We start from the raw sequence: 19,753 nt of genomic DNA, 5'->3' as shown, positions 1-19,753 counted from the left end.
TCTCCTACAGGCCCGGCTAGGTTTCCTCGCCCAGAGTAGAATGGAAAACGCTCGGAGTAAAAGGGCCGGGCAAACGAGAGAGCAGGGAAGGAAGTTTTGCGTGGAAAACACCTCAGCTAACAGTGCCGCTGAACTACCCACCACCCTTAAAATTGGGGCAGGAACCCTCGATACCGACCGTGAATTTACCCGTGCCCTAGAAGCCTACGAACGCTACCTGACCTACGAGCTCCACCGTTCACCCGAGACCATCAAAGCCTACATCTCAGATCTTTCAGACTTTTTTGCCTACGCCCTGCGGCACGGAACCACTCACCTCAGTCACCTTGACCTCACCATGATTAGAGGGTGGCTAGCAACGCTCAACTCCAGACAAGCACGAGCTTCACTGGCCCGTAAGACCTCCACCCTGCGTCGTTTCTTCACCTGGGCTGAGGAAGAGGAACTGGTGCAGGTTAACCCAGCCCGGAACCTCAGTACACCCAAGAAAACATCAAAACTGCCGCAAATCCTCAGCAAAGACCACCTCAAGACTCTGACAACCACCCTTGAAACAGCGCTAGATCAAGAACCGGCTAACCCCCGCCTCCTGCGTCTGAATGCCGTGGTTGAAATTCTCTATGCCACCGGCATCCGCATATCAGAGCTCACCAACTTAAACCTCACCAGCGTGGACCGCACCAACCGCACCCTGAGGGTTATCGGTAAAGGCAATAAGGAGCGCGTTGTACCCTTTGGGCCACCGGCGCTCGCAGCCCTCAACACTTGGGTACAAAAGGGGCGGCCGCAATGGTTACCTCAAGCCCCAGCGTCACCCCAGCTTGCCCTCTTCATCGGGGCAAGAGGTAACCGAGCCAACCCACGGCAAATTCGAGAAGACCTCACCAGCTTGCTGCATACCCTAGATGACACACAGGCTACCGGCGCCCATGTCTTCAGACACACCGCTGCCACCCACATGGTCGATGGCGGGGCAGACATCCGAGCCGTACAAGAGCTTCTGGGGCATAGCTCTCTGGCTACCACGCAGGTTTATACTCACGTTTCGGTGGAGCGCCTGGCTCAAACCTATTCACGTTCCCACCCCCGCGCTTAGGCTACGATAGAAAACCATGACAGCTCTACCGCCTCCCTTGAGCCAACCCTCAGATCAGTATCTGACGACCGGTGGCTACCTTCTCCTCTATGCTGTTCCTTCAACAGTAACGCCGCACCTTCGTTGGGCCATCGAGAGCGTCGTAAAAAATGCTGTAAGCCTGAACTGGCAAGAGCAAGCCGCCCGCCCCGGCCACCAGCGAGCGGAGCTCAGCTGGTCAGGTCAGCAGGGAACCGCAGCTCAGCTTGCCTCAGCACTCAGGGTCTTCGATGGTGTCTTCTTTGAGGTGACTGAACGAGCCACCCCCACCACCGATGCCGTGCGCTTCATGTACACCCCATCTTTAGGCATTTGCGCTGTAGGGACCGACGTACTGGGTAACTTCACCGTCACGGAAGACCGAGTCAAGTACGCCTTTGAACAGGCTGAGGGAAGCTTTGAGGCACTGTATCAGGAATTCTCCCTCATGCTGGGGGAGCCCTGGGACGAGCAGCTAGAGCCGCTGCGCGCCGCTAGCGGCCAGAGCAATATCACCCACATCAACCAAAAAACGTAGGTAACTGGCATAAGAGCAGAAACAGCAGGGGGCGGCACCAGCAGGTGCCGCCCCCTAAAGAATTAACTCTATCTAGGTTCTAGACGCTGCGGAAAGCCGCCACAGCATTATGCCCGCCAAAACCAAAGGAGTTAGAGACGGCTGCAATGTCACCTGCGGGTAGGTCACGGGCATCAGTTACTACATCGAGGTCAATCTGAGGGTCTTTGTCATCAAGATTGATGGTGCAAGGAGCCTTACGGTGGTGAAGTGCAAGAACAGTAAGCACCGCTTCGAGGGCGCCAGCGCCACCTAGCAGGTGACCGGTCATTGACTTGGTGGCTGATACAGCAACCGAACCGGTATGGTCGCCGAAAACCTCACGCAGAGCTAGTGACTCGGGGACATCGCCCACGGGGGTAGAGGTTGCATGTGCATTGACGTGAACAACCTGCTCAGGCGAGATTCCACCGTCCGCCAGAGCCTCTTGAAGTGCGCGGGTAGCACCCAAGGCCGAGGGGTCCGGGGCAGTGATGTGGTGGGCGTCCGCAGAGACTCCGGTGCCAGCAAGTTCAGCGTAAATACGTGCGCCGCGAGCTTTAGCATGTTCCTCTGACTCAAGAATCAGAGCGGCTCCACCCTCACCCATCACAAAGCCATCGCGGCCGGTGTCGTAGGGGCGGGAAGCAGCAGCCGGGTCATCGTTGCGGGTAGAGAGTGCCTGCATTTTAGCGAAGGCGCCGATGGTCATGGGGTGGATGGCTGCCTCAGAGCCACCGGCAATAACAACATCAGCCTTGCCCGAACGAATCAGCATGAGGGCCAAATCAAGGGCTTCGGTAGAAGAAGCACAAGCGGAAACCACGGTCTGAGCTGAACCGCGGGCCTTGAGGTTCATGGACACTGCAGCCGCATTTGAGTTGGGCATGAGCATTGGCACGGTCATGGGAAGCATACGGCGGGGCCCCTTTTCCCGCAGGGTATCCCAGGCGTCCAGCAGAGTCCAGACTCCACCGATACCGGTGCCAAAAGCAACGGCGGTGCGCAGAGGATCGCACTCTTTGGCCTCTTCTGCGTCCTTGCCGCTGAAACCGGCGTCCTCCCACGCCTCACGAGCAGCTACCAAAGCCAACTGACCGGAGGGGTCAAGCCTCTTGCCCTCAACTTTAGATAGACGGCCAGATTCAACCGCAGCAACGGCTACCCGGCCTGCAATTGAAACGGGCAGTTCGTACTCCTTCACCCAGGGCTCATCAATGGTGGTGATACCTGAAACCCCGGAGAGGGCGTTTTCCCAGGTAGTAGGAACATCCCCGCCGATGGGGGTGGTTGCACCGAGACCGGTGACAACGACTTTACGAGACATCTGTGCGTCCTTCGAACTAAGTCTTGAGTGAGGGAGTTGAACCGAGAGGTATATAAAAGAGGTTGGGCGCGGAGGAATCCGCACCCAACCCTGCCGGGGGCAAACTTATGCGTTTGCGATGAAGTTTACTGCGTCACCCACGGTCTTGAGGTTCTTTACCTCTTCGTCGGGAATGGTGACGCCGAACTTCTCTTCTGCATTAACAACGATGGTCATCATTGAGATGGAGTCAATGTCGAGGTCTTCGGTGAAAGACTTCTCGAGCTGAACGTCCTCAACCTCAACGCCGGTTTCTTCGTTGACGATTTCTGCAAGGCCTGCGAGGATTTCGTTCTGATCTGCCATGATGGCTCCTTTGTCTAGGGTGTAGCGGCATCTGCCGCTGAGGTAGGGTGCCCCAACCTCTATCAAGAGGTCAGGGCGACATCTAGCAACTACTGCTGCTTTTAGTCTTCACAGTTGAGTGTAGTCTCTCCAGCGGGGTTTGACCGGCTTATCAGCCCCACTATTTTTGAAATAAACCTAACATTTTTTTCAAAAAGCGGTTTAGCTGAGATGGGTGAGAGTCAGTCAGTTCCCCCTAGGGGTGGAGAGGCTTTAGGGGAGGACGACCACCTGGGCGGCAAAGACGAGACCAGCGCCGAAACCAATCTGCAGGGCAAGCTTGCCTGACAGTTCAGGGTGCTCGTCAAGCAGAGCATCTACTGCCAGGGGTACGGAGGCAGCTGAGGTGTTGCCTGCACACTCAATATTGCGGCCTACCAGGACGGTGTCGGGGAGTTTGAGAGTTTTGACCATCTGGTCGATGATGCGCATATTGGCCTGGTGGGGCACAAAGGCGCCGAGATCTTCGGCGGTGATACCCGCAGCGTCTAGGGCTTGCTGCGCGACCTTAGCCATTTCCCACACTGCCCAGCGGAAAACTTTCTGACCATCCTGGCGTAGGGTGGGCCAGATTTTCTCTCCATCTTCAACGGGATGAGCAACAAAATCACGGTTGCGAATCTCCAGTATGGAATGGCTCATGCCCACAGCTTCCCAGTTGGCGCCATCCGATCCCCAAACGGTTGGCCCTATGCCGGGGGTCTCTGAGGGGCCAACTACGGCTGCACCGGCGCCATCGCCCAGGAGGAAGGAGATGGTGCGCTCGGTGTTATCAATAAAATCTGAAAGCTTTTCGACACCGATGACCAGGACGTTCTTGGCTGTGCCTGCCTTGACGAGGGCATCAGCCTGGGCCACGGCGTAGCAGAAGCCTGCGCAGGCTGCTGAAATGTCGTAGGCAGGTGCCTTGGAACCAACACCGTCGGCAACCAGCGCAGCAAGGGAAGGCGTAGCGTGCGGGTGGGTTACGGTTGCAACAATAACCGCATCCAAATCTTCACCAATGATACCTGAATTGGCGAGTGCGTCCTTCGCTGCTGTCACAGCGAGGTCGGTGATGGAAAGGTTCTCTGAGGCGCGGTGGCGGGTTTTGATACCGGTGCGCTGAACGATCCATTCATCTGATGAATCGATGGGGCCAGCGACGTCATGGTTAGTGATATAAAGGTCACCGCGGGCTGATCCGTAGCCAAGAATGCGTGAGTAGCGGTTGGGTTCCGCCTGCTTGAGGGTAGGCACTTAGATGTCCTTTCAGTGTTAGGCAGAGAGCGCTACGGTGAGCGCATCAAGGTCGTCGGGGGAGTTAATCGCTGAGGCAGGGGTGCCGCGCAGACCTCGCTTTGCCAGCCCCACCAGGGTACCGGCCGGGGCTACCTCTACGAGGTATTCAGCACCTGCTTTTGATAGAGACGCCATGCACAGGTCCCAGCGTACAGGGCGGGTCACCTGCGCTACCAGTGAATCTAGTACAGCGGAACCGCTGCTGACAGGGGCGCCGTCAAAATTTGAGAGAAGTGCTGAAGTGGGGTCCTTAGGCGTCAGGGTACCCGCAAAATCAGCGAGAGGCCCCTGAGCAGCTTCCATGTAAGAGGTATGGAAAGCGCCAGCTACCTTGAGAGGAATGACACGGGTTTTAGCTGGCGGGTTTTCAGCAAAGGCAGCTAAATTCTCTAGCGAACCAGCAGCAACGATCTGGCCACCACCGTTTGAGTTGGCAGCAGTCAGACCGGCAGCAGAAATAGCCTCGCGGACATCATCCTCATCTCCGCCCAGCACGGCACTCATGCCGGTGGGTGTAGCAGCTGCAGCTTCAGCCATACCGTTCGCACGCACGCGAATAAATTTCATGGCTTCTTCTTCGGTGAGCACTCCAGCCAAGGCGGCAGCGGTAATTTCACCCACCGAATGCCCTGCAAAAATAAGGTCTCGGTCGCCGAAAAGATTCTGGGCTAGCTTGCCCGTTACAAGACCGGCTGCAACAATCAGCGGCTGAGCAATAGCGGTGTCCTTGATGGTCTCCTCGTCAGCTTCAGTGCCGTAGTGGATGAGGTCAAGGTCGGCAGCAGCTGAAAGTTTTTGCAGGTGTTCACTCACACCGTCCAGCTCTAACCAGGGGGTCAGAAAACCGGGCTTTTGAGCTCCCTGACCCGGGCATACAAGGGCAATCACAGGGGTGAACCACCTTAAAAGTAGCGTTGTCTTTTCAAGAAGTTTGAAACTTTCTTGAATCTTTTTCAAATAACCATCCTACTCCTCTTTTGCCGTCCACCTGGTAGAAGATTCGCGTTGTACAGACCACAAAGATAACCAATCAGTCGCTGACCCATTAAAGATGGGCGGCACTAGATCTTTAGTAGACGAGAAAGGGCTGCTATTCCCTACTGGGGGAATAGCAGCCCTTCGAGCTACCTAGGGGTAACCTTACGCGTCGCCACCGGCGTTACCGGAGGTACCAGCGTTGATGTTGTTCAAGTCGTACTTAGCAAAGGCCTGAGCGGGAGCATCGGCAGCAACTTCACCGCGCTTTGCCAGCATCTGCAGGGCACGGACAACGATGGATGCTGAGTCGATCTTGTAGAAGCGACGAGCACCTGCACGGGTATCTGAGAAGCCGAAGCCGTCTGCGCCCAGGGTTGCAAATTCGTTGGGAACGAACTGGCGCACGCCGTCCATGAGGTCGGTCTGGTAGTCAGAAACTGCAACAATCGGGCCGGTTGCGCCCTCGAGCTGAGCCTCTATGAAGGGCTTGCGCGGGGTAGCTGCAGGGTCTTCGAGCAAAACACGCTCTGCATCGAGACCGTCACGGCGTAGATTGGTCCATGAGGTCACTGACCACACATCAGCTGAAACGCCCCATTCCTCAGCCAGCATCCGCTGAGCCTCCAGTGCACAGGGAACGGCCACACCTGAAGCGAGAAGCTGGGCGCGGGGGCCGTCGTTCTTGGCTTCTGAGAGGCGGTAGATGCCGCCAATGACCCCGTCAACATCGAGGTTCTCGGGCTGAACAGGGTGCTGGATCGGCTCGTTGTAGACGGTGAGGTAGTACATGACGTTATGGTCTTCATCGCCGGTGCCATACATGTGCTCGATGCCGCGCTTGACGATGTGCGCGATTTCGTAACCGTAGGCGGGGTCATAGTGAATAACAGCGGGGTTGGTGCCGGCCAGGATCGGTGAGTGACCGTCCATGTGCTGCAGACCTTCACCCGTAAGGGTGGTGCGGCCAGCGGTACCGCCGATGATGAAGCCTCGAACCAGCTGATCGGCGGCTGCCCAGAAGGAGTCACCGGTGCGCTGGAAGCCGAACATCGAGTAGAAGATGTAGACAGGAATCATGGGTTCGCCGTGGGTGTCATAGGACGAGCCAACAGCGGTCATTGCTGCAACGCCGCCAGCTTCGTTGATGCCCACGTGAATGATCTTACCCTCGGGTGATTCCTTGTAGGCAAGCATGAGTTCACGGTCCACAGCCAGGTAGTTCTGACCGTTGGGGTTGTAAATCTTGGCGGTGGGGAAGTAGGAGTCCATACCGAAGGTGCGTGCCTCATCGGGGATGATGGGCACGATGCGGTGGCCGAAGTCCTTCTCACGCATGAGGTCCTTGAGCAGGCGGACGAAGGCCATGGTGGTGGCTGCCATCTGCTTGCCGGTGCCCTTAAGCGCACCCTTGTAGGCCTTCTCGGAGGGCAAGGTGATTTCGGGCTGGACGTTCTTGCGTCCGGGGATGAAGCCACCGAGCTCTGCGCGGCGTTCCATCAGGTACTTGTACTCCTCTGAGTCCTTACCGGGGTGGTAGTAAGGGGGGTTGTAGAGGTCGTTCTCCAGCTGTTCGTCAGAGATGGGGATACGCAGATGGTCACGGAAGCGCTTGAGGTCATCCATGGACAACTTCTTCATCTGGTGGGTCGCGTTGCGAGCCTCGAAGCTAGCGCCCAGACCGTAGCCCTTGACGGACTGTGCCAGGATGACGGTGGGCTGACCCTTGTGCTCTACTGCTGCCTTGTAGGCGGCGTAGACCTTGTGGTAGTCGTGAGCGCCGCGCTTCATGGCCCAGATTTCGTCGTCGGTCATGTCGGCAACGAGTTCCTTGGTTTCGGGAGTTTGCCCGAAGAAGTGCTCGCGGATGAAGCCACCGGACTCTGCCTTGTAGGTCTGGTAGTCACCGTCCAGGGTTTCGTTCATGACGCGGACGAGCTCACCGGAGGTGTCCTTTTCGAGGAGGGTGTCCCACTCGCGGCCCCAGAGGACCTTGATGACGTTCCAGCCGGCGCCGCGGAAGAAGGCTTCAAGTTCCTGAACGATCTTGCCGTTACCGCGAACGGGGCCGTCCAGACGCTGGAGGTTGCAGTTCACTACGAAGGTGAGGTTGTCGAGCTTTTCGTTGGCAGCCAGCTGCAGTGCGCCGCGTGACTCGGGCTCGTCCATTTCGCCGTCGCCCAGGAATGCCCAAACGTTCTGGTCGCTGGTGTCCTTGATGCCGCGGTTGTGCAGGTACTTGTTGAAAGATGCCTGGTGAATCGCATTCAAGGGGCCAAGACCCATAGATACGGTGGGGAACTGCCAGAAATCGGGCAGATTACGGGGGTGGGGGTAGGAGGGCAGGTGGGTGCCTTCCTTGGTCTTCTCCTGACGGAAACCGTCGAGCTGCTCTTCAGTGAGGCGGCCTTCGAGGAAGGCACGAGCATAGTTACCGGGGGATGAGTGGCCCTGGAAGAAGAGCTGGTCGCCGCCACCGGGGTGGCTGCGGCCGCGGAAGAAGTGGTTGTAGCCTACTTCGTAGAGGGTTGCCATGCCTGCGTAGGAGGAGATGTGGCCGCCCACGCTGATGGTTGCCTTCTGCGCGCGCTGAACCATGACGGCAGCGTTCCAACGCAGAATGGCGCGGTAGCGGCGCTCAACCTGCTCGTCACCGGGGTATTCCGGTTCCTGGTCTACAGGGATGGTGTTGACGTAGTCAGTAGTGGTCACCATGGGGACGGTGATTGACTTCTGGCCTGCGCGCTGCATGAGCGAGCGCACGATGAACTGGGCGCGCTCGGTGCCGTGAGTCTCGACGAGTTCGTCGAAGGATTCAATCCACTCGCCGGTCTCTTCGGGGTCAATGTCGGTGAAGCTGTTTGTCAGCGCACTCAAAACGTGATCGTTCGTTTCTGAGGGTCCCACGAGCCAACCTCTCTATGTTGTAGGTGTAGCGCACCATTTGGTGAAAATGTGCGGTGCGCTGGGTACTGGTGTCTCTAGCGACCTTATGGTCGCTCAGACAACTTCTCTTCTATGGTGTCACAAAATGGCACTCTGGCGGCCTTGACGCCGGGAATATTGGGTGTGAAATAGCCGTCACTTCACCCATTTTTTCTTATCAGCGAAATTTGGTGCCGACCTTTTGGTCGTGTTCTGTTGCTTTGAGCGGTGTTTACGTGTTCAGTGGTAGGTGAACTGACGATGCCCCACATCCGGGTGGGGCTTGGTAAGGGCAGTAGTTGCCCGCTAACTTCAAGGAGGACGTTCGTGAGCGAGACTCGTGCCGCTGAAAAAGATGCGGTAGTCAAGCTTGGTTTCAAGGATGGGGATCTCATCCAGGAATTTGGGTATGACGATGATGTTGATTTTGATCTTCGAGATGATCTTGAAGATTGTATCGGCTCGGAGATTCTTGACGAGGACGACCAGGAAGTCGTAGATGGCATCCTGCTCTGGTGGCGAGAGGAAGACGGCGACCTGGTAGATGGGTTGATGGATGTTCTTTCTTCTCTCGATGAAGGCGGTGCGGTGTGGCTACTGACCCCTAAGGCCGGCCGTGATGGTTATGTTGCCCCGGGCGAAGTTCAGGAAGCGGCACCGCTGGCCGGTTTGCACGTCACCACCACTGAAGCTGCTTCTAAGGATTGGGCTGCTACCCGTCTGGTGATGAAGCAAAGCAAATAAGATATTCCTTATCAAACCCCGTACTGCTGTCTCCAGCGTGCGGGGTTTGGTGGTCTCAGGGGTGAGGTATCAGACAATCCTGTTAACGCTCACTGAGCTCATCGTAAAGTTGGTAGAAAATTTTTTTCACTCATTTTCCCCCTGATTTCTGGGGGTAAAGGGTGCTCTAGCCGCTTTTTTATGGCGAGCGGTGCCTCTTTCGGTTTGCGAGCGCCGAACGGTCTGTGTAAAGTATTTCTTGTTGTCGAGAGCGCAAGCATGCGACATGATGGGTCTTTAGCTCAGCTGGTAGAGCGCCACGTTTACACCGTGGATGTCATCGGTTCGATCCCGGTAGGACCCACGAACGAAACCTAGGTTTTGTCAGTCAGTTACTCGCAGTAACTAATAAATCAATAAGGGTCTTTAGCTCAGCTGGTAGAGCGCCACGTTTACACCGTGGATGTCATCGGTTCGATCCCGGTAGGACCCACCATCTAAAGCCTCGCAGTGATTTGCGAGGCTTTTTGTTTCTGCTGATATAACAGTGCTGGCGTGCTAGTCGGTCTAGTTTTCTTGGCGCTAGACTAGGAAGGTCGCCCCGGCGTCCTGCCTTCTTCTGACCGCTACCGGAAAGCCACCTGTGAAACGCAACTTTAAGCCCCGCAACTTTACCGCTGTGTTCCTCTCTATTATCTGGTTCCTCGTGTCTGTTTCATTTATTATTCAGGGCATGATGGTTCAGCTGTGGATAGGTTTTGCTGCGGTTGCTCTCATTATTGGCGGGCTAGCTGTGTGGGTTCTTTTCACTGATACATATGACCGGGAGCAGTAGAAGGTTGCCACCTGGCTCCCAGCATGTGAACGTTTTGTTTCTCTCATAGCGCGTACGCCCAAAAGTAGCGCAAATCAGCGTAACCTAAAAGGCATGACTGAAACTAATACTGAACGTAAAGCACAGATTGGTGTGACCGGCCTTGCCGTGATGGGCGCTAACCTAGCACGTAACCTGGCACGTAATGGCTACACCGTAGCTCTTCACAACCGGTCTGTTGAAAAAACTGATGCACTCTTAGCTGCACACAGCGCTGATGGCGACTTCATTCGTACCGAGACCCTGCAGGAGCTCGTAGATTCACTCGAATCTCCACGCCGCATTTTAATCATGGTGAAGGCCGGCTCACCGGTTGATGCCGTGATTGAGCAGCTGGTTCCCCTGCTGGACGAGGACGATGTCATCATTGACGGCGGTAACTCACACTTCCCCGACACCATCCGGCGTGAACGAGCACTGGCTGAGAAGAACCTGCACTTCGTGGGTATTGGCGTTTCAGGCGGCGAAGAAGGTGCGCTCAATGGTCCCTCCATTATGCCTGGTGGATCAGCTAAGGCTTATGAGTCGCTCGGGCCGCTCTTAGAAAAGATTTCGGCTAAGGCTCCTAACGGTGAGCCCTGCTGTGCTTGGATTTCAACCGATGGTGCCGGTCACTTTGTCAAGATGGTGCACAACGGTATCGAATACGCAGATATGCAGGTCATCGGTGAGGCTTATGACCTCTTGCGTTCAGTTGCGGGTGTTGAGCCTGCTGCTCAGGCAGAAATCTTCAAGCAGTGGAATACCACTGACCTGAACTCTTACCTCATTGAAATTACTGCTGACGTTCTGGCTCAGGTTGATGCCAAGACCGGTAAGCCCCTGGTCGATGTCATTGTTGATGAGGCTGGCCAGAAGGGTACCGGACGCTGGACGGTGCAAGCAGCTCTTGACCTTGGTGCTCCCGTATCAGGTATCGCAGAATCAGTCTTTGCCCGTGCACTGTCTTCAGGTAATCCTGAGGCACGTCTGCAGGCTCAGCAGCAGCTGCCGGAGGGGCTGATCGCTACCACCGCTGTAGCCAATGGTGATGAGGAGTTCATTGAGGACGTCCGCAAGGCCCTCTTTGCCTCAAAGCTGGTTTCTTACGCCCAGGGTATGGATATGCTGGCTAAGGCCGGCGCTGAATACCACTGGGATTTGAAGCTTGATGTGATTGCTAGCCTCTGGCGTGCCGGTTGCATCATTCGTGCTGAGCTGCTGGGCGAAATTATGGAAGCCTATAAGAGCGAGACCCCCGCTAATATGCTGCTGGCTCCCGCTTTCACCGCCCTGCTCGAGGATCTCGTGCCCTCCTGGCGTCGTGTGGTTGCTAAGGCAACTGCTGAAGGTGTGCCCGTGCCGGTTTTCGCTTCGTCCCTGTCTTACTACGACGCTCTGCGCCGTAAGCGTCTTCCCGCCGCCTTGATTCAGGGCCAGCGTGATTTCTTCGGTGCTCACACTTACGGTCGTATTGACTCAGAGGGTATGTGGCACACCGAGTGGAGCGGCGATCGCAGCGAAATTAACGCTGAAGATAGCCACACCCACTAGGGAGCTGATCTCTTCTAAAGAGTAAAAATGCCCCTGAGCTGCAAGGCTCAGGGGCATTTTGTGGTTTTTAAATCCACATGGTGGGGTCAACATACTCTACAGCGTCCACCAGGGGTAGCTTGGCGTCCGGGGTACGGGTCCGGGAGCGGGCTGGGATGCCCGTGATGATGGAATCCTTTGGGTGATCGTGTACTACCACTGAGTTGCCACCAATAGCTGAATCAGCACCAATCACCACCGGACCTAACACCTTAGCACCTGCACCGATAGTAACCCGATCCCCGATGGTGGGGTGACGCTTTCCCCTCTCCAAGGAACGCCCGCCCAGGGTGACACCGTGGTAGAGCATCACATCATTACCCACCTCAGCGGTTTCACCAATAACCACGCCCATACCATGGTCAATAAAGAAGCGGCGACCGATGGTAGCGCCCGGGTGGATTTCTACACCGGTCATGAAGCGGGTGAACTGACTGATGGTTCGAGCTAGTGACTTGGTGCCCTCCTGCTGCCAGAGCTTGTGAGCTAGACGGTGTGCCCAGATAGCGTGCAGACCGGAGTAATTAATCATAATTTCAGCTGGGCCGCGGGCGGCGGGGTCGTGGGTGCGGACCGTTTCCAAATCCTCACGCAAACGCGCCATAAAACTCATTGTTATCCTTTACCATGCAAGCATCTCTTCACGTTGAGTATAACCCCCGGTAGGGACAAACATATTCCTGTTTTACCCAAAAACGCCACCGCCGAAAATTCGGCGGTGGCGCTCAGCGGGCTTTATTGTTTAACCGCGGATATCTTCGTATAGAAGAGTTGAGATGTAGCGCTCACCGAAATCACACACGATAGCTACAATCAGCTTGCCAGCGTTCTCGCTCTTTTTAGCTTCTTCCAGTGCGGCCCAGACGGATGCACCAGAGGAAATACCGCCCAAGATGCCTTCATGGGTGCCCAAAGCACGAGCCGTTGAGACAGCGTCCTCAATACTGACATCAGCAACAGCGTCATAAATGTCGCGGTTGAGGGTATCGGGAATGAAGTTGGCTCCCAGACCCTGAATCTTGTGGGGACCAGCTTTGCCTTCGGTCAGCAAAGGGGAGTCCTTGGGCTCTACCGCAACAATTTTGACGTTGGGGTTTTTCTCTTTCAGATACTTTCCAGCACCCGAGATGGTTCCACCGGTGCCGATACCTGCTACAAAGATATCAATCTTACCCTCGGTTGATTCCCAGATTTCGGGGCCGGTGGTCTTGTAGTGCACGGTTGGGTTAGCTTCGTTGCTGAACTGCGAGGCCAGGATGGCGTTTTCGGTGCTGGCAACGATTTCTTTTGCCTTCTCCACAGCACCACGCATACCCTCAGAGCCGGGGGTCAAAACAATGTCGGCTCCGTAGGCGCGGAGCATGACACGACGCTCGTTGCTCATGGTTTCAGGCATCGTCAGAATGACCTTGTAACCGCGGGCTGCACCCACCATAGCCAGAGCAATACCGGTGTTACCAGAGGTGCCTTCAACGATGGTGCCACCTGGCTTGAGCGCGCCTGCTTCTTCAGCGGCGTTGATGATGGCAACGCCAATACGGTCTTTGACGGAGTTAGCAGGGTTGTAGAACTCTAGCTTGACGGCTACGTTGCCGGGCAGATTCTCGTCCAAGCGGTTAAGACGGATGATGGGGGTACCGCCGACGACCTCAGTGACATTGTTGTACATTTTTGACACGGGTTAGCCTTTCGGGTTATTGACTAAGAAGGTTCAGTTTTATTCTACGAGAATTGGGTAGCTGGGCTAAGAAAGAAGAAACTTGGCGTAACGTTGGCGCACTTTTGAAAGTTTGGGATTGATGACAGCCATACAGTACCCCTGGTAGGGGTTGCGAGCATAGTAGTTCTGGTGGTACTCCTCTGCCTCATAGAAAGTGCCCAGGGGCTCAAGTACAGTTACTACCCGGTTATCCCATACCTGGTTGGCTCGTTCGATGGCCCTGTCAAAGATAGCTTTTTGCTCTTCATCAGTGTAGTAGAGGGCCGAGCGGTACTGGCTGCCGACGTCCGCTCCCTGGCGGTCCCAGCTGGTGGGGTCATGGGAGGTGAAGAAAATATCGAGCACCGTGTCAGCATCAATGATTGAGTCGTCGAATTCGACCTTAACGACCTCTACGTGACCGGTGGTTCCGCTGCACACCTGCTGGTAGGTGGGGTTGGGGTCAGCGCCCCCGGTGTAGCCTGAGATGCTAGCAGTGACGCCCTTGATATTGCGGTATACGGCGTCGATGCACCAGAAGCAACCGCCGCCTAAAACAAAACTCTGCATATCTCTTCAACCTGCGGGTCGCCCTAAATATTCCTGACGGGCAGAACACCGTGCGCGCTGATGGGTTGAACTTCTCAGTTGGCTACCCCAGTGAAAGAATAGGGGCATGACTGATAAGAAAATACCTACTCTCCATGATGTGGTGACGGCCTTTCACGAGATTTTCCCCCCGGCTTTGGCTGAAAACTGGGACGCTAGCGGTCTGGTGCTGGGCCGAAAGGACGCGCCGGTGCCCACGGTTGGCTTTGCGGTAGATGCCACGGTGAAAACCGCCGCCGAAGCAGCAGAACGCGGGGCCGGTCTGCTCATTACTCACCACCCGCTTCTGCTGCGCGGTGCTTCCTTTCTGCCTGATACCGACTACAAGGGCGAAATTACCCACACCCTAATCGAAGCGCGCTGCGGCCTGCTGGGCGCCCACACCAACGTGGACTCAGCCCCCCACGGCACCAACGAAGCGTTTATGGATATGCTCGGCATCAGCGAACGTGAGGTGCTAGCTGATGACCAGAGCGTTGAGGTTAACGGTAGTCAGGTGCAGGTAGGCATCGGCAGGGTGGGTCAGCTACCCCTGCCTATGACACTCAAAGAGCTAGCTGAAAAAATCGCGGACTTTCTCCCTGCCACCGCAGCAGGGCTACGCGTTGCCGGGCGGGCAGATACCCAAGTGCAAAAAGTGGCTTTGTGCACCGGTGCGGGGGACTCTCTTTTCAAAGATGCGCTAAAGAGCGGCGCAGATGTCTATATCACCGCTGATTTACGCCACCACCCAGCATCAGAACTCCGAGAAAACGCTTTGATAGCCGGCGGCCCGGCGCTCATCGACTGCTCACACTTCGCCAGCGAATGGCTGTGGATGGACGGCGCGGCTCAGCTACTAACAGAACGCTTGGCGGACCGTGGGTTCACCATCAGCACCTATATTTCTGATCTCAACACCGACCCCTGGGACTTCACCGTTTCAACCGGGCAGATTAGCGGTTCAGCCAGCACCCGCTAACTCCAGCTACGGACAGGACCCCAAGCCCGGCGTCCTACTCTTTCACCACCAGGGTGAGGGTGCCGGGCTTTTTATCTGTTGCGGCGCTCAGCTCCACGGTGAACTTAGGGGAGAGCCGGGGTAGTAGCTGTTCAATATTGTTGATGTTCGTAAGGCCTTCATCAATCAGGTATCTTGCCAGCAAACCCCTGTAGTGCTTAGCCATATGTGAGACCACCTTGCGGCTGCCGTCGAGCAGCATCTTCTCAACTCTTACCGCATAGGTAAGCTGAGGTTCAGGTGTCCATGCCTTAGCATAAGCGGCTGACCGGCAATCAATAACTAACTGACCGTCGAAGGCACCGGATAGAACCGACGTCAGCTCACCGGCCCAAAATTTAGCCAGATTCCCACAACTACCTAGTTTCACTCCCATTGAGAGACGGTAAGCCGGGATACGATCCTTTAAGCTCACCGCACCCCAGAGAGCGGAAATCACCAGAAGCGACCGATCAGCGCTTTCTTGAGCTGCAGTACCTAAACTTGCATAGTCAAGCGCTTCAAACAAAACCCCGGTGTACACCTGGGCTGCAGGTGCAGCTGGCTCAGCTAAGAGGCGAGTATTTCTTTCAACCTCAGCCACTAAGGACTTACCGACCTTGAGCTGTTCAGCGGCACCTTCTTCTGCACTCACCTGAGCTAGCTCCTCTACCACGCGCTCGCGGGCTTCGGTGAGCTGCGGGAACGATAAATCACCCATCTCAACGGGGCTAGTACCTGTGGCGGGAGTCTTACCTTCGGAGGGCGGTAGAAGAATGAGCATAGTTTTTAGTGTAGTAAAGTTGAGGGGTAGACGGGGTGCCTGGGCAATCGCGAGACCTAAGGTTTCGAGGAAAGTCCGGGCTCCACAGCACAGGGTGGTCGATAACATCGACTCAGGGTAACCTGCAGGCCAGTGCCACAGAAAATAGACCGCCGCACCTCTGGTGCGGTCAGGGTGAAACGGTGAGGTAAGAGCTCACCAGCACCCCGGGCGACCGGGGTGGCTCGGTAAACCCCACTCGGAGCAAGGTCAAACAGGGCGTGCTAGTAGCCAGTGCGGCGAAGTGCCCGGGTAGGCTGCTTGAACCCACGAGCAATGGTGGGTCTAGATGGATGATTGCCACTCGGCAACGAGTACAGAACCCGGCTTATAGGGCACCCCGTCCCCACAATACTTAAGGCGCCCGCTCAGTTGAGCGGGCGCCTTCTTTTTTGAATTCTTAGTGACCGAAGGGGTCCGGGTCTACACCCGGCACCCAGCTGTTGCCGTCTACAGTCCACCCCTCAGCTTTCACCACTTTTTTGTACTTCTTGGTGTAGCGGGGGTTAAGGCGGTTGACGTAGAGCTTTCCATCGAGGTGATCTGTTTCGTGCTGCATGACGCGGGCAAACCAGCCTGTAGCATCAAATTTCAGGGGGTTTCCATCAGCGTCCTGACCGCTCACTGTGACCCACTCAGCGCGCTTGAGTGGGAAGGAATAACCGGGGAAGGAGAGGCACCCTTCAACTTCTTCTTCGGGATCAGGCTCTGCGGTTGAGATTTTGCCCAGGGTGAGCAGGGGATTGACAATAACACCCAGCGGGGGCACGCCGTCTTCGTTGTCAAACTTGTAGGTAAAGAGCCGCAAACCGACTCCCACCTGGGGAGCTGCAAGGCCCACACCGTTGGAAAGCTCCTGCGTCTCATACATATCAGCAATCAGCTGCTTCAAATCGTCGTCAAAGGACGTAACGGGTGCAGCCGGGCGGTGAAGCACGGGGTTTCCGTGCACAACGATGGGTAGAACTGTCATATCTCAACCTTACCGTGTGGGTCTAGAAGGGCACATAAAAAGAGGGCCGCTACGTTTACCGTAGCGGCCCTCTTTATTCTGGGTGATCGACGGGGGTTGAACCCGCGACCTCCTGGACCACAACCAGGCGCTCTGCCGACTGAGCTACGACCACCATGTTTACTAAAACGCTAGCTAAATTTCTTTTGCTTTTGTTTTGGCAACAGGTAATAGCTTACACAGATTTTTACCAGCTGTAAAACTGAGTGTGCGATTTGCGGGGTGACCATACTCACTCGCGCTCTGGGTGAATCATTAGCAGGGGCTGGTCTTGCTGAAGCTATTCAGGGTTAACCTCTTGACGGGTTTCACTGACCTGGCGGGCTATCTGCTGGCAAGTGGCGCTGTCCGGACCAGGGGCGGGCACAAAGATGGTTCCGCGGTAGTAGCGGAGCTCATCGATTGAATCCTGGATGTCGCCCAGAGCCCGGTGATTTCCGGTCTTGGCAGGGGCGTTGTAGGTTGCCTTTTCAAACCAGCGGCGGGATAGTTCTTTAATGGTTGATACATCAATCACCCGGTAATGCAAATAATCAATGAGCTGTGGCATATCCCGCACTAGGAAGGTCTTATCGGTGCCGATAGAGTTGCCACCCAGTACAGCCTTGCGGGGTTCAGGTACCCATTCTTTGACATAGTCCAGCACGAGCTGTTCTGCTTCAGCCATACTAATGCCGCTGTCCAACTCATTGATAAGACCAGACTCCTTGTGCATGTTGCGCACAAAGTTATCCATCTGCTCAAGAGAGCCTGGAGTCGGTTTGATGACGACATCGACGCCTTCGCCCAGAATATTGAGGTCACCATCGGTCACAAGGGCTGCTACTTCAATCAGAGCATCATTCTCTAAGGACAGACCGGTCATTTCACAGTCGACCCAAACAATTCGTTCATTACTAATAGACACACCACCAATGTACTAGCCCCAGCAGATACTTGTCTGGTCTTAGAGGTAAAAACCTTAATTTATTGAGAGCGGGGGATGAGCATCGGTGCCGATGAGAGCGGCGTGCGGGTAAAATCGGGGGTGTTTTAACAGCGCAACTCACGGAGAACGATGAGCCCCAGAAATGTGGAGGCAACTACCGCCAGCAAACCGGTGCACCGCTATAACAGCAAAACTGCGCACTATGTAACAGGTAGCCCCCTAAGAACGCTGATTTTCGGCACCATTGGGTCCCTGCTAGTGATGTTTGCTTCATTCGGTGTGGGATGGCTAGCAGATGCTTCACCCTTCCGCCGGGTTGAGTGGATTATTCCGCTGCGCTACACCACCCCTGGTTTGATTACCTGTATCGCTTTATTGGTGATTGGTGCCATGATGCTCTGCCGTGAATGGTTGCGTATGGTGCAGAAGCTGATGGTGTGGGATGAACGGGCTAAGAGATGGGTTTGGGCTGCGACCATATGCTGGATCACCCCCCAACTGTTTGCCTTCCCGCTTTACAGCCGCGATGTCTTCTCCTACTTTGCTCAGGGACGCCTGATGCAAGCCGGCCTTAACCCCTATGAATATGGGGTCTCCGCGGTCAACAATTTCTTCCAGTACGGGGCAGATCCCATGTGGGCCGAATCTGCACCACCTTATGGGCCTGTTTTCTTGTGGATCGAAAAGATAGTCGCAGGGATGGCGGGGGAGTCTGTTGATACCGCCCTCTACCTCTTTAGAGGTGTAGCAATGCTGGGCGTCGTCCTGATTGCTATTTATGTGCCAAAGTTGGCTAAACTCCACGGAATCAATGGGACGCGTGCTAACTGGCTGGTGGTCGCTAACCCCCTATTTATTGCGGCGTTTATTACCTCTAGCCATAATGATGCCCTGATGACGGGCTTTATTCTCGCCGGTGTCTACCACGCTGCTTCCCAGAGGGACGCGGTGGGTGGCATTCTTGGTGCCACCCTGGTTACTATGGCTGTCGCCGTCAAGCCCATCGCCCTTGTAGCCCTGCCCTTCATCGGGCTGTTTTGGGCTGGACGAGGGGCGAGCTGGCCCCGTCGCTTTGTCTTTTGGGCGCTGACTTTGGCAGTTTCAATCGCCGAACTGGCTCTCATGGGCTGGGTCTCCGGTCTGGGTTTTGGGTGGATTTCAGCTCTATCAACGACCGGCGGACAGTACATCTGGTACACCCTTATTGGGTTTTTGGGCTTACAAATCAATCAGATTATTGCCTCGATTACCGGTAACAATGACCTAGCTAACAGCATTAGAGACGCTTTCTTTAGCCTGGGCAAACTGATTGGTATGGGTCTCGCCGTAATCACCATGTTCATTGGGAAGGACGAGAACCTGGTGAAGCGAACCGGTCTCGCCATCGGCTTCGTGGTGCTCTTCTCACCCATGATTCAATCCTGGTATCTACTCTGGTTTATACCGCTTTTAGTGGTGGCGGGCATTAGAACAGACTGGCAGCTAGATTTCTACTTCTTGACCACACTCTTCTTTATGATTTATGCGGTCTCAGATCAGCTGGCGGTATCGCCCTACCTTGAAGATTTTGATCAGAATATCGGGCGCCTTATCGCCGCGGTTATCAGCGTTGCCTACGCATCGTGGCTGGTCTTCCTAGACCCTGCTACGCGCCGAGTATTGCGCCGCGCCCAGCGTTCGTCGATTTACGAGGTCTCGATTTAGCCTGAGCCGCCGGGGGCGTGGAGCTCTATCACTGATATGACTTTGAGGTGCACCCACGCTAGAATAAAACACGTTCAGCCTCAGTAGCTCAGTGGATAGAGCAGGAGCCTTCTAATCTCTTGGTCGGGGGTTCGACTCCCTCCTGGGGCACTTCACCTATCCCCCACCTCGTCAAAGAGGTGGGGGGGTTATTTGTTTACTCAAGTATTTATGGTGAAACTATCCTCTTATTTAGAGCATTTGATACTGCACTTGAGAATAGACTGAA

The 19,753-nt window shown here is 55.4% G+C and carries 18 protein-coding genes, 4 tRNA genes and 1 other RNA gene; 11 read left to right on the top strand and 12 right to left on the bottom strand.

Annotation, left to right across the window (positions count from 1 at the left end):
- Positions 1-100: 100 nt before the first annotated feature.
- Together L6990_RS10770 and L6990_RS10765 are read left to right on the top strand one after the other, a co-directional pair.
- On the top strand, positions 101-1,096 hold the full coding sequence (locus L6990_RS10770) for a tyrosine recombinase XerC (RefSeq protein ID WP_237204121.1): 996 nt from the start codon (positions 101-103) through the stop codon (positions 1,094-1,096).
- A 37-nt stretch (positions 1,097-1,133) separates the two neighbouring features.
- A complete protein-coding gene (locus L6990_RS10765) occupies positions 1,134-1,652 on the top strand; it encodes a DUF3145 family protein (protein ID WP_237204120.1) in 519 nt (172 codons plus the stop codon).
- Positions 1,653-1,731: 79 nt separating this feature from the next.
- Here the strand turns inward: L6990_RS10765 and fabF are convergent, their stop codons facing one another.
- The 5 genes from fabF to aceE form a co-directional block, all read right to left on the bottom strand.
- Positions 1,732-2,997, bottom strand: a complete 1,266-nt coding sequence (fabF, locus tag L6990_RS10760) for a beta-ketoacyl-ACP synthase II (RefSeq protein WP_237204119.1) — start codon at positions 2,995-2,997, stop codon at positions 1,732-1,734.
- Between the two features lie 105 nt (positions 2,998-3,102).
- Positions 3,103-3,342, bottom strand: a complete 240-nt coding sequence (locus L6990_RS10755) for an acyl carrier protein (protein WP_185174557.1) — start codon at positions 3,340-3,342, stop codon at positions 3,103-3,105.
- Between the two features lie 252 nt (positions 3,343-3,594).
- Positions 3,595-4,620, bottom strand: coding sequence for a beta-ketoacyl-ACP synthase III (locus L6990_RS10750; RefSeq protein ID WP_237204118.1), 1,026 nt, complete (start codon positions 4,618-4,620; stop codon positions 3,595-3,597).
- 18 nt (positions 4,621-4,638) lie between these two features.
- Entirely contained in the window at positions 4,639-5,550 is a 912-nt protein-coding gene (locus L6990_RS10745) for an ACP S-malonyltransferase (protein ID WP_237204117.1), read from the bottom strand.
- 252 nt (positions 5,551-5,802) lie between these two features.
- A complete protein-coding gene (gene aceE, locus L6990_RS10740) occupies positions 5,803-8,544 on the bottom strand; it encodes a pyruvate dehydrogenase (acetyl-transferring), homodimeric type (RefSeq protein ID WP_237204116.1) in 2,742 nt (913 codons plus the stop codon).
- 345 nt (positions 8,545-8,889) lie between these two features.
- Between aceE and L6990_RS10735 the strand changes: the two genes are divergently transcribed.
- From L6990_RS10735 to gndA, 5 genes are all read left to right on the top strand, one after another.
- Positions 8,890-9,306: a DUF3052 domain-containing protein gene (locus tag L6990_RS10735; RefSeq protein WP_237204115.1), complete on the top strand. Its 417-nt coding sequence runs from the start codon at positions 8,890-8,892 to the stop codon at positions 9,304-9,306.
- A gap of 270 nt (positions 9,307-9,576) precedes the next feature.
- Positions 9,577-9,649 (top strand) — tRNA-Val (locus L6990_RS10730).
- Positions 9,650-9,705: 56 nt separating this feature from the next.
- Positions 9,706-9,781 (top strand) — tRNA-Val (locus L6990_RS10725).
- A 147-nt stretch (positions 9,782-9,928) separates the two neighbouring features.
- Positions 9,929-10,120, top strand: a complete 192-nt coding sequence (locus tag L6990_RS10720) for a hypothetical protein (protein ID WP_237204114.1) — start codon at positions 9,929-9,931, stop codon at positions 10,118-10,120.
- A gap of 93 nt (positions 10,121-10,213) precedes the next feature.
- Complete coding sequence (gene gndA, locus L6990_RS10715; protein WP_237204113.1) at positions 10,214-11,692, top strand: NADP-dependent phosphogluconate dehydrogenase; 1,479 nt, start codon at positions 10,214-10,216, stop codon at positions 11,690-11,692.
- 67 nt (positions 11,693-11,759) lie between these two features.
- Here gndA and epsC read toward each other — a convergent pair whose 3' ends face one another.
- From epsC to msrA, 3 genes are all read right to left on the bottom strand, one after another.
- On the bottom strand, positions 11,760-12,344 hold the full coding sequence (epsC, locus tag L6990_RS10710) for a serine O-acetyltransferase EpsC (protein ID WP_237204112.1): 585 nt from the start codon (positions 12,342-12,344) through the stop codon (positions 11,760-11,762).
- Positions 12,345-12,473: 129 nt separating this feature from the next.
- Positions 12,474-13,400 carry a cysteine synthase A gene (gene cysK / locus L6990_RS10705; RefSeq protein WP_237204144.1) on the bottom strand — a complete coding sequence of 309 codons (927 nt, stop codon included), beginning with the start codon at positions 13,398-13,400 and terminating at the stop codon, positions 12,474-12,476.
- 75 nt (positions 13,401-13,475) lie between these two features.
- Entirely contained in the window at positions 13,476-14,000 is a 525-nt protein-coding gene (msrA, locus tag L6990_RS10700) for a peptide-methionine (S)-S-oxide reductase MsrA (RefSeq protein ID WP_237204111.1), read from the bottom strand.
- A 106-nt stretch (positions 14,001-14,106) separates the two neighbouring features.
- Here msrA and L6990_RS10695 point away from each other — a divergent pair, with 106 nt between their 5' ends.
- Positions 14,107-15,000 (top strand): Nif3-like dinuclear metal center hexameric protein, encoded by an 894-nt coding sequence (locus tag L6990_RS10695; RefSeq protein WP_237204110.1) that lies wholly within the window; start codon positions 14,107-14,109, stop codon positions 14,998-15,000.
- 34 nt (positions 15,001-15,034) lie between these two features.
- On the opposite strand, the gene L6990_RS10690 is transcribed toward L6990_RS10695, so the two are convergent.
- The gene (locus L6990_RS10690; protein ID WP_237204109.1) at positions 15,035-15,802 is read right to left on the bottom strand and encodes a YaaA family protein; all 768 of its coding nucleotides are present in this window, start codon (positions 15,800-15,802) and stop codon (positions 15,035-15,037) included.
- A 31-nt stretch (positions 15,803-15,833) separates the two neighbouring features.
- Here L6990_RS10690 and rnpB point away from each other — a divergent pair.
- An RNA gene (gene rnpB, locus L6990_RS10685) (RNase P RNA component class A) lies at positions 15,834-16,188 on the top strand.
- 53 nt (positions 16,189-16,241) lie between these two features.
- Here rnpB and def read toward each other — a convergent pair.
- The 3 genes from def to orn form a co-directional block, all read right to left on the bottom strand.
- Entirely contained in the window at positions 16,242-16,814 is a 573-nt protein-coding gene (gene def / locus L6990_RS10680; protein ID WP_237204108.1) for a peptide deformylase, read from the bottom strand.
- Positions 16,815-16,895: 81 nt separating this feature from the next.
- Positions 16,896-16,968, bottom strand: a tRNA-His gene (locus L6990_RS10675).
- A 165-nt stretch (positions 16,969-17,133) separates the two neighbouring features.
- Positions 17,134-17,760: an oligoribonuclease gene (gene orn / locus L6990_RS10670; RefSeq protein ID WP_237204107.1), complete on the bottom strand. Its 627-nt coding sequence runs from the start codon at positions 17,758-17,760 to the stop codon at positions 17,134-17,136.
- A gap of 150 nt (positions 17,761-17,910) precedes the next feature.
- Between orn and mptB the strand changes: the two genes are divergently transcribed.
- Both mptB and L6990_RS10660 read left to right on the top strand, forming a co-directional pair.
- Positions 17,911-19,485, top strand: coding sequence for a polyprenol phosphomannose-dependent alpha 1,6 mannosyltransferase MptB (gene mptB / locus L6990_RS10665; RefSeq protein WP_237204106.1), 1,575 nt, complete (start codon positions 17,911-17,913; stop codon positions 19,483-19,485).
- 77 nt (positions 19,486-19,562) lie between these two features.
- Positions 19,563-19,635 (top strand) — tRNA-Arg (locus L6990_RS10660).
- Positions 19,636-19,753: the final 118 nt, after the last annotated feature.

The sequence above is a fragment of the Rothia endophytica genome (genome assembly GCF_928381505.1).
Taxonomy (GTDB): domain Bacteria; phylum Actinomycetota; class Actinomycetes; order Actinomycetales; family Micrococcaceae; genus Rothia; species Rothia endophytica_A.
The sequence above is the reverse complement of the archived record's forward strand: the minus strand, read 5'-3'. Positions and strand labels throughout refer to the sequence as shown.

What these genes read in the sequence shown, in the direction of transcription:
- gndA (WP_237204113.1), top strand. Translation starts at nt 10,214, where the DNA reads ATGACTGAAACTAATACTGAACGTAAAGCACAGATTGGTGTGACCGGC.
- L6990_RS10690 (WP_237204109.1), bottom strand. Translation starts at nt 15,802, where the DNA reads ATGCTCATTCTTCTACCGCCCTCCGAAGGTAAGACTCCCGCCACAGGT.
- def (WP_237204108.1), bottom strand. Translation starts at nt 16,814, where the DNA reads ATGACAGTTCTACCCATCGTTGTGCACGGAAACCCCGTGCTTCACCGC.
- msrA (WP_237204111.1), bottom strand. Translation starts at nt 14,000, where the DNA reads ATGCAGAGTTTTGTTTTAGGCGGCGGTTGCTTCTGGTGCATCGACGCC.
- mptB (WP_237204106.1), top strand. Translation starts at nt 17,911, where the DNA reads ATGAGCCCCAGAAATGTGGAGGCAACTACCGCCAGCAAACCGGTGCAC.
- epsC (WP_237204112.1), bottom strand. Translation starts at nt 12,344, where the DNA reads ATGAGTTTTATGGCGCGTTTGCGTGAGGATTTGGAAACGGTCCGCACC.
- fabF (WP_237204119.1), bottom strand. Translation starts at nt 2,997, where the DNA reads ATGTCTCGTAAAGTCGTTGTCACCGGTCTCGGTGCAACCACCCCCATC.
- L6990_RS10695 (WP_237204110.1), top strand. Translation starts at nt 14,107, where the DNA reads ATGACTGATAAGAAAATACCTACTCTCCATGATGTGGTGACGGCCTTT.
- L6990_RS10755 (WP_185174557.1), bottom strand. Translation starts at nt 3,342, where the DNA reads ATGGCAGATCAGAACGAAATCCTCGCAGGCCTTGCAGAAATCGTCAAC.
- cysK (WP_237204144.1), bottom strand. Translation starts at nt 13,400, where the DNA reads ATGTACAACAATGTCACTGAGGTCGTCGGCGGTACCCCCATCATCCGT.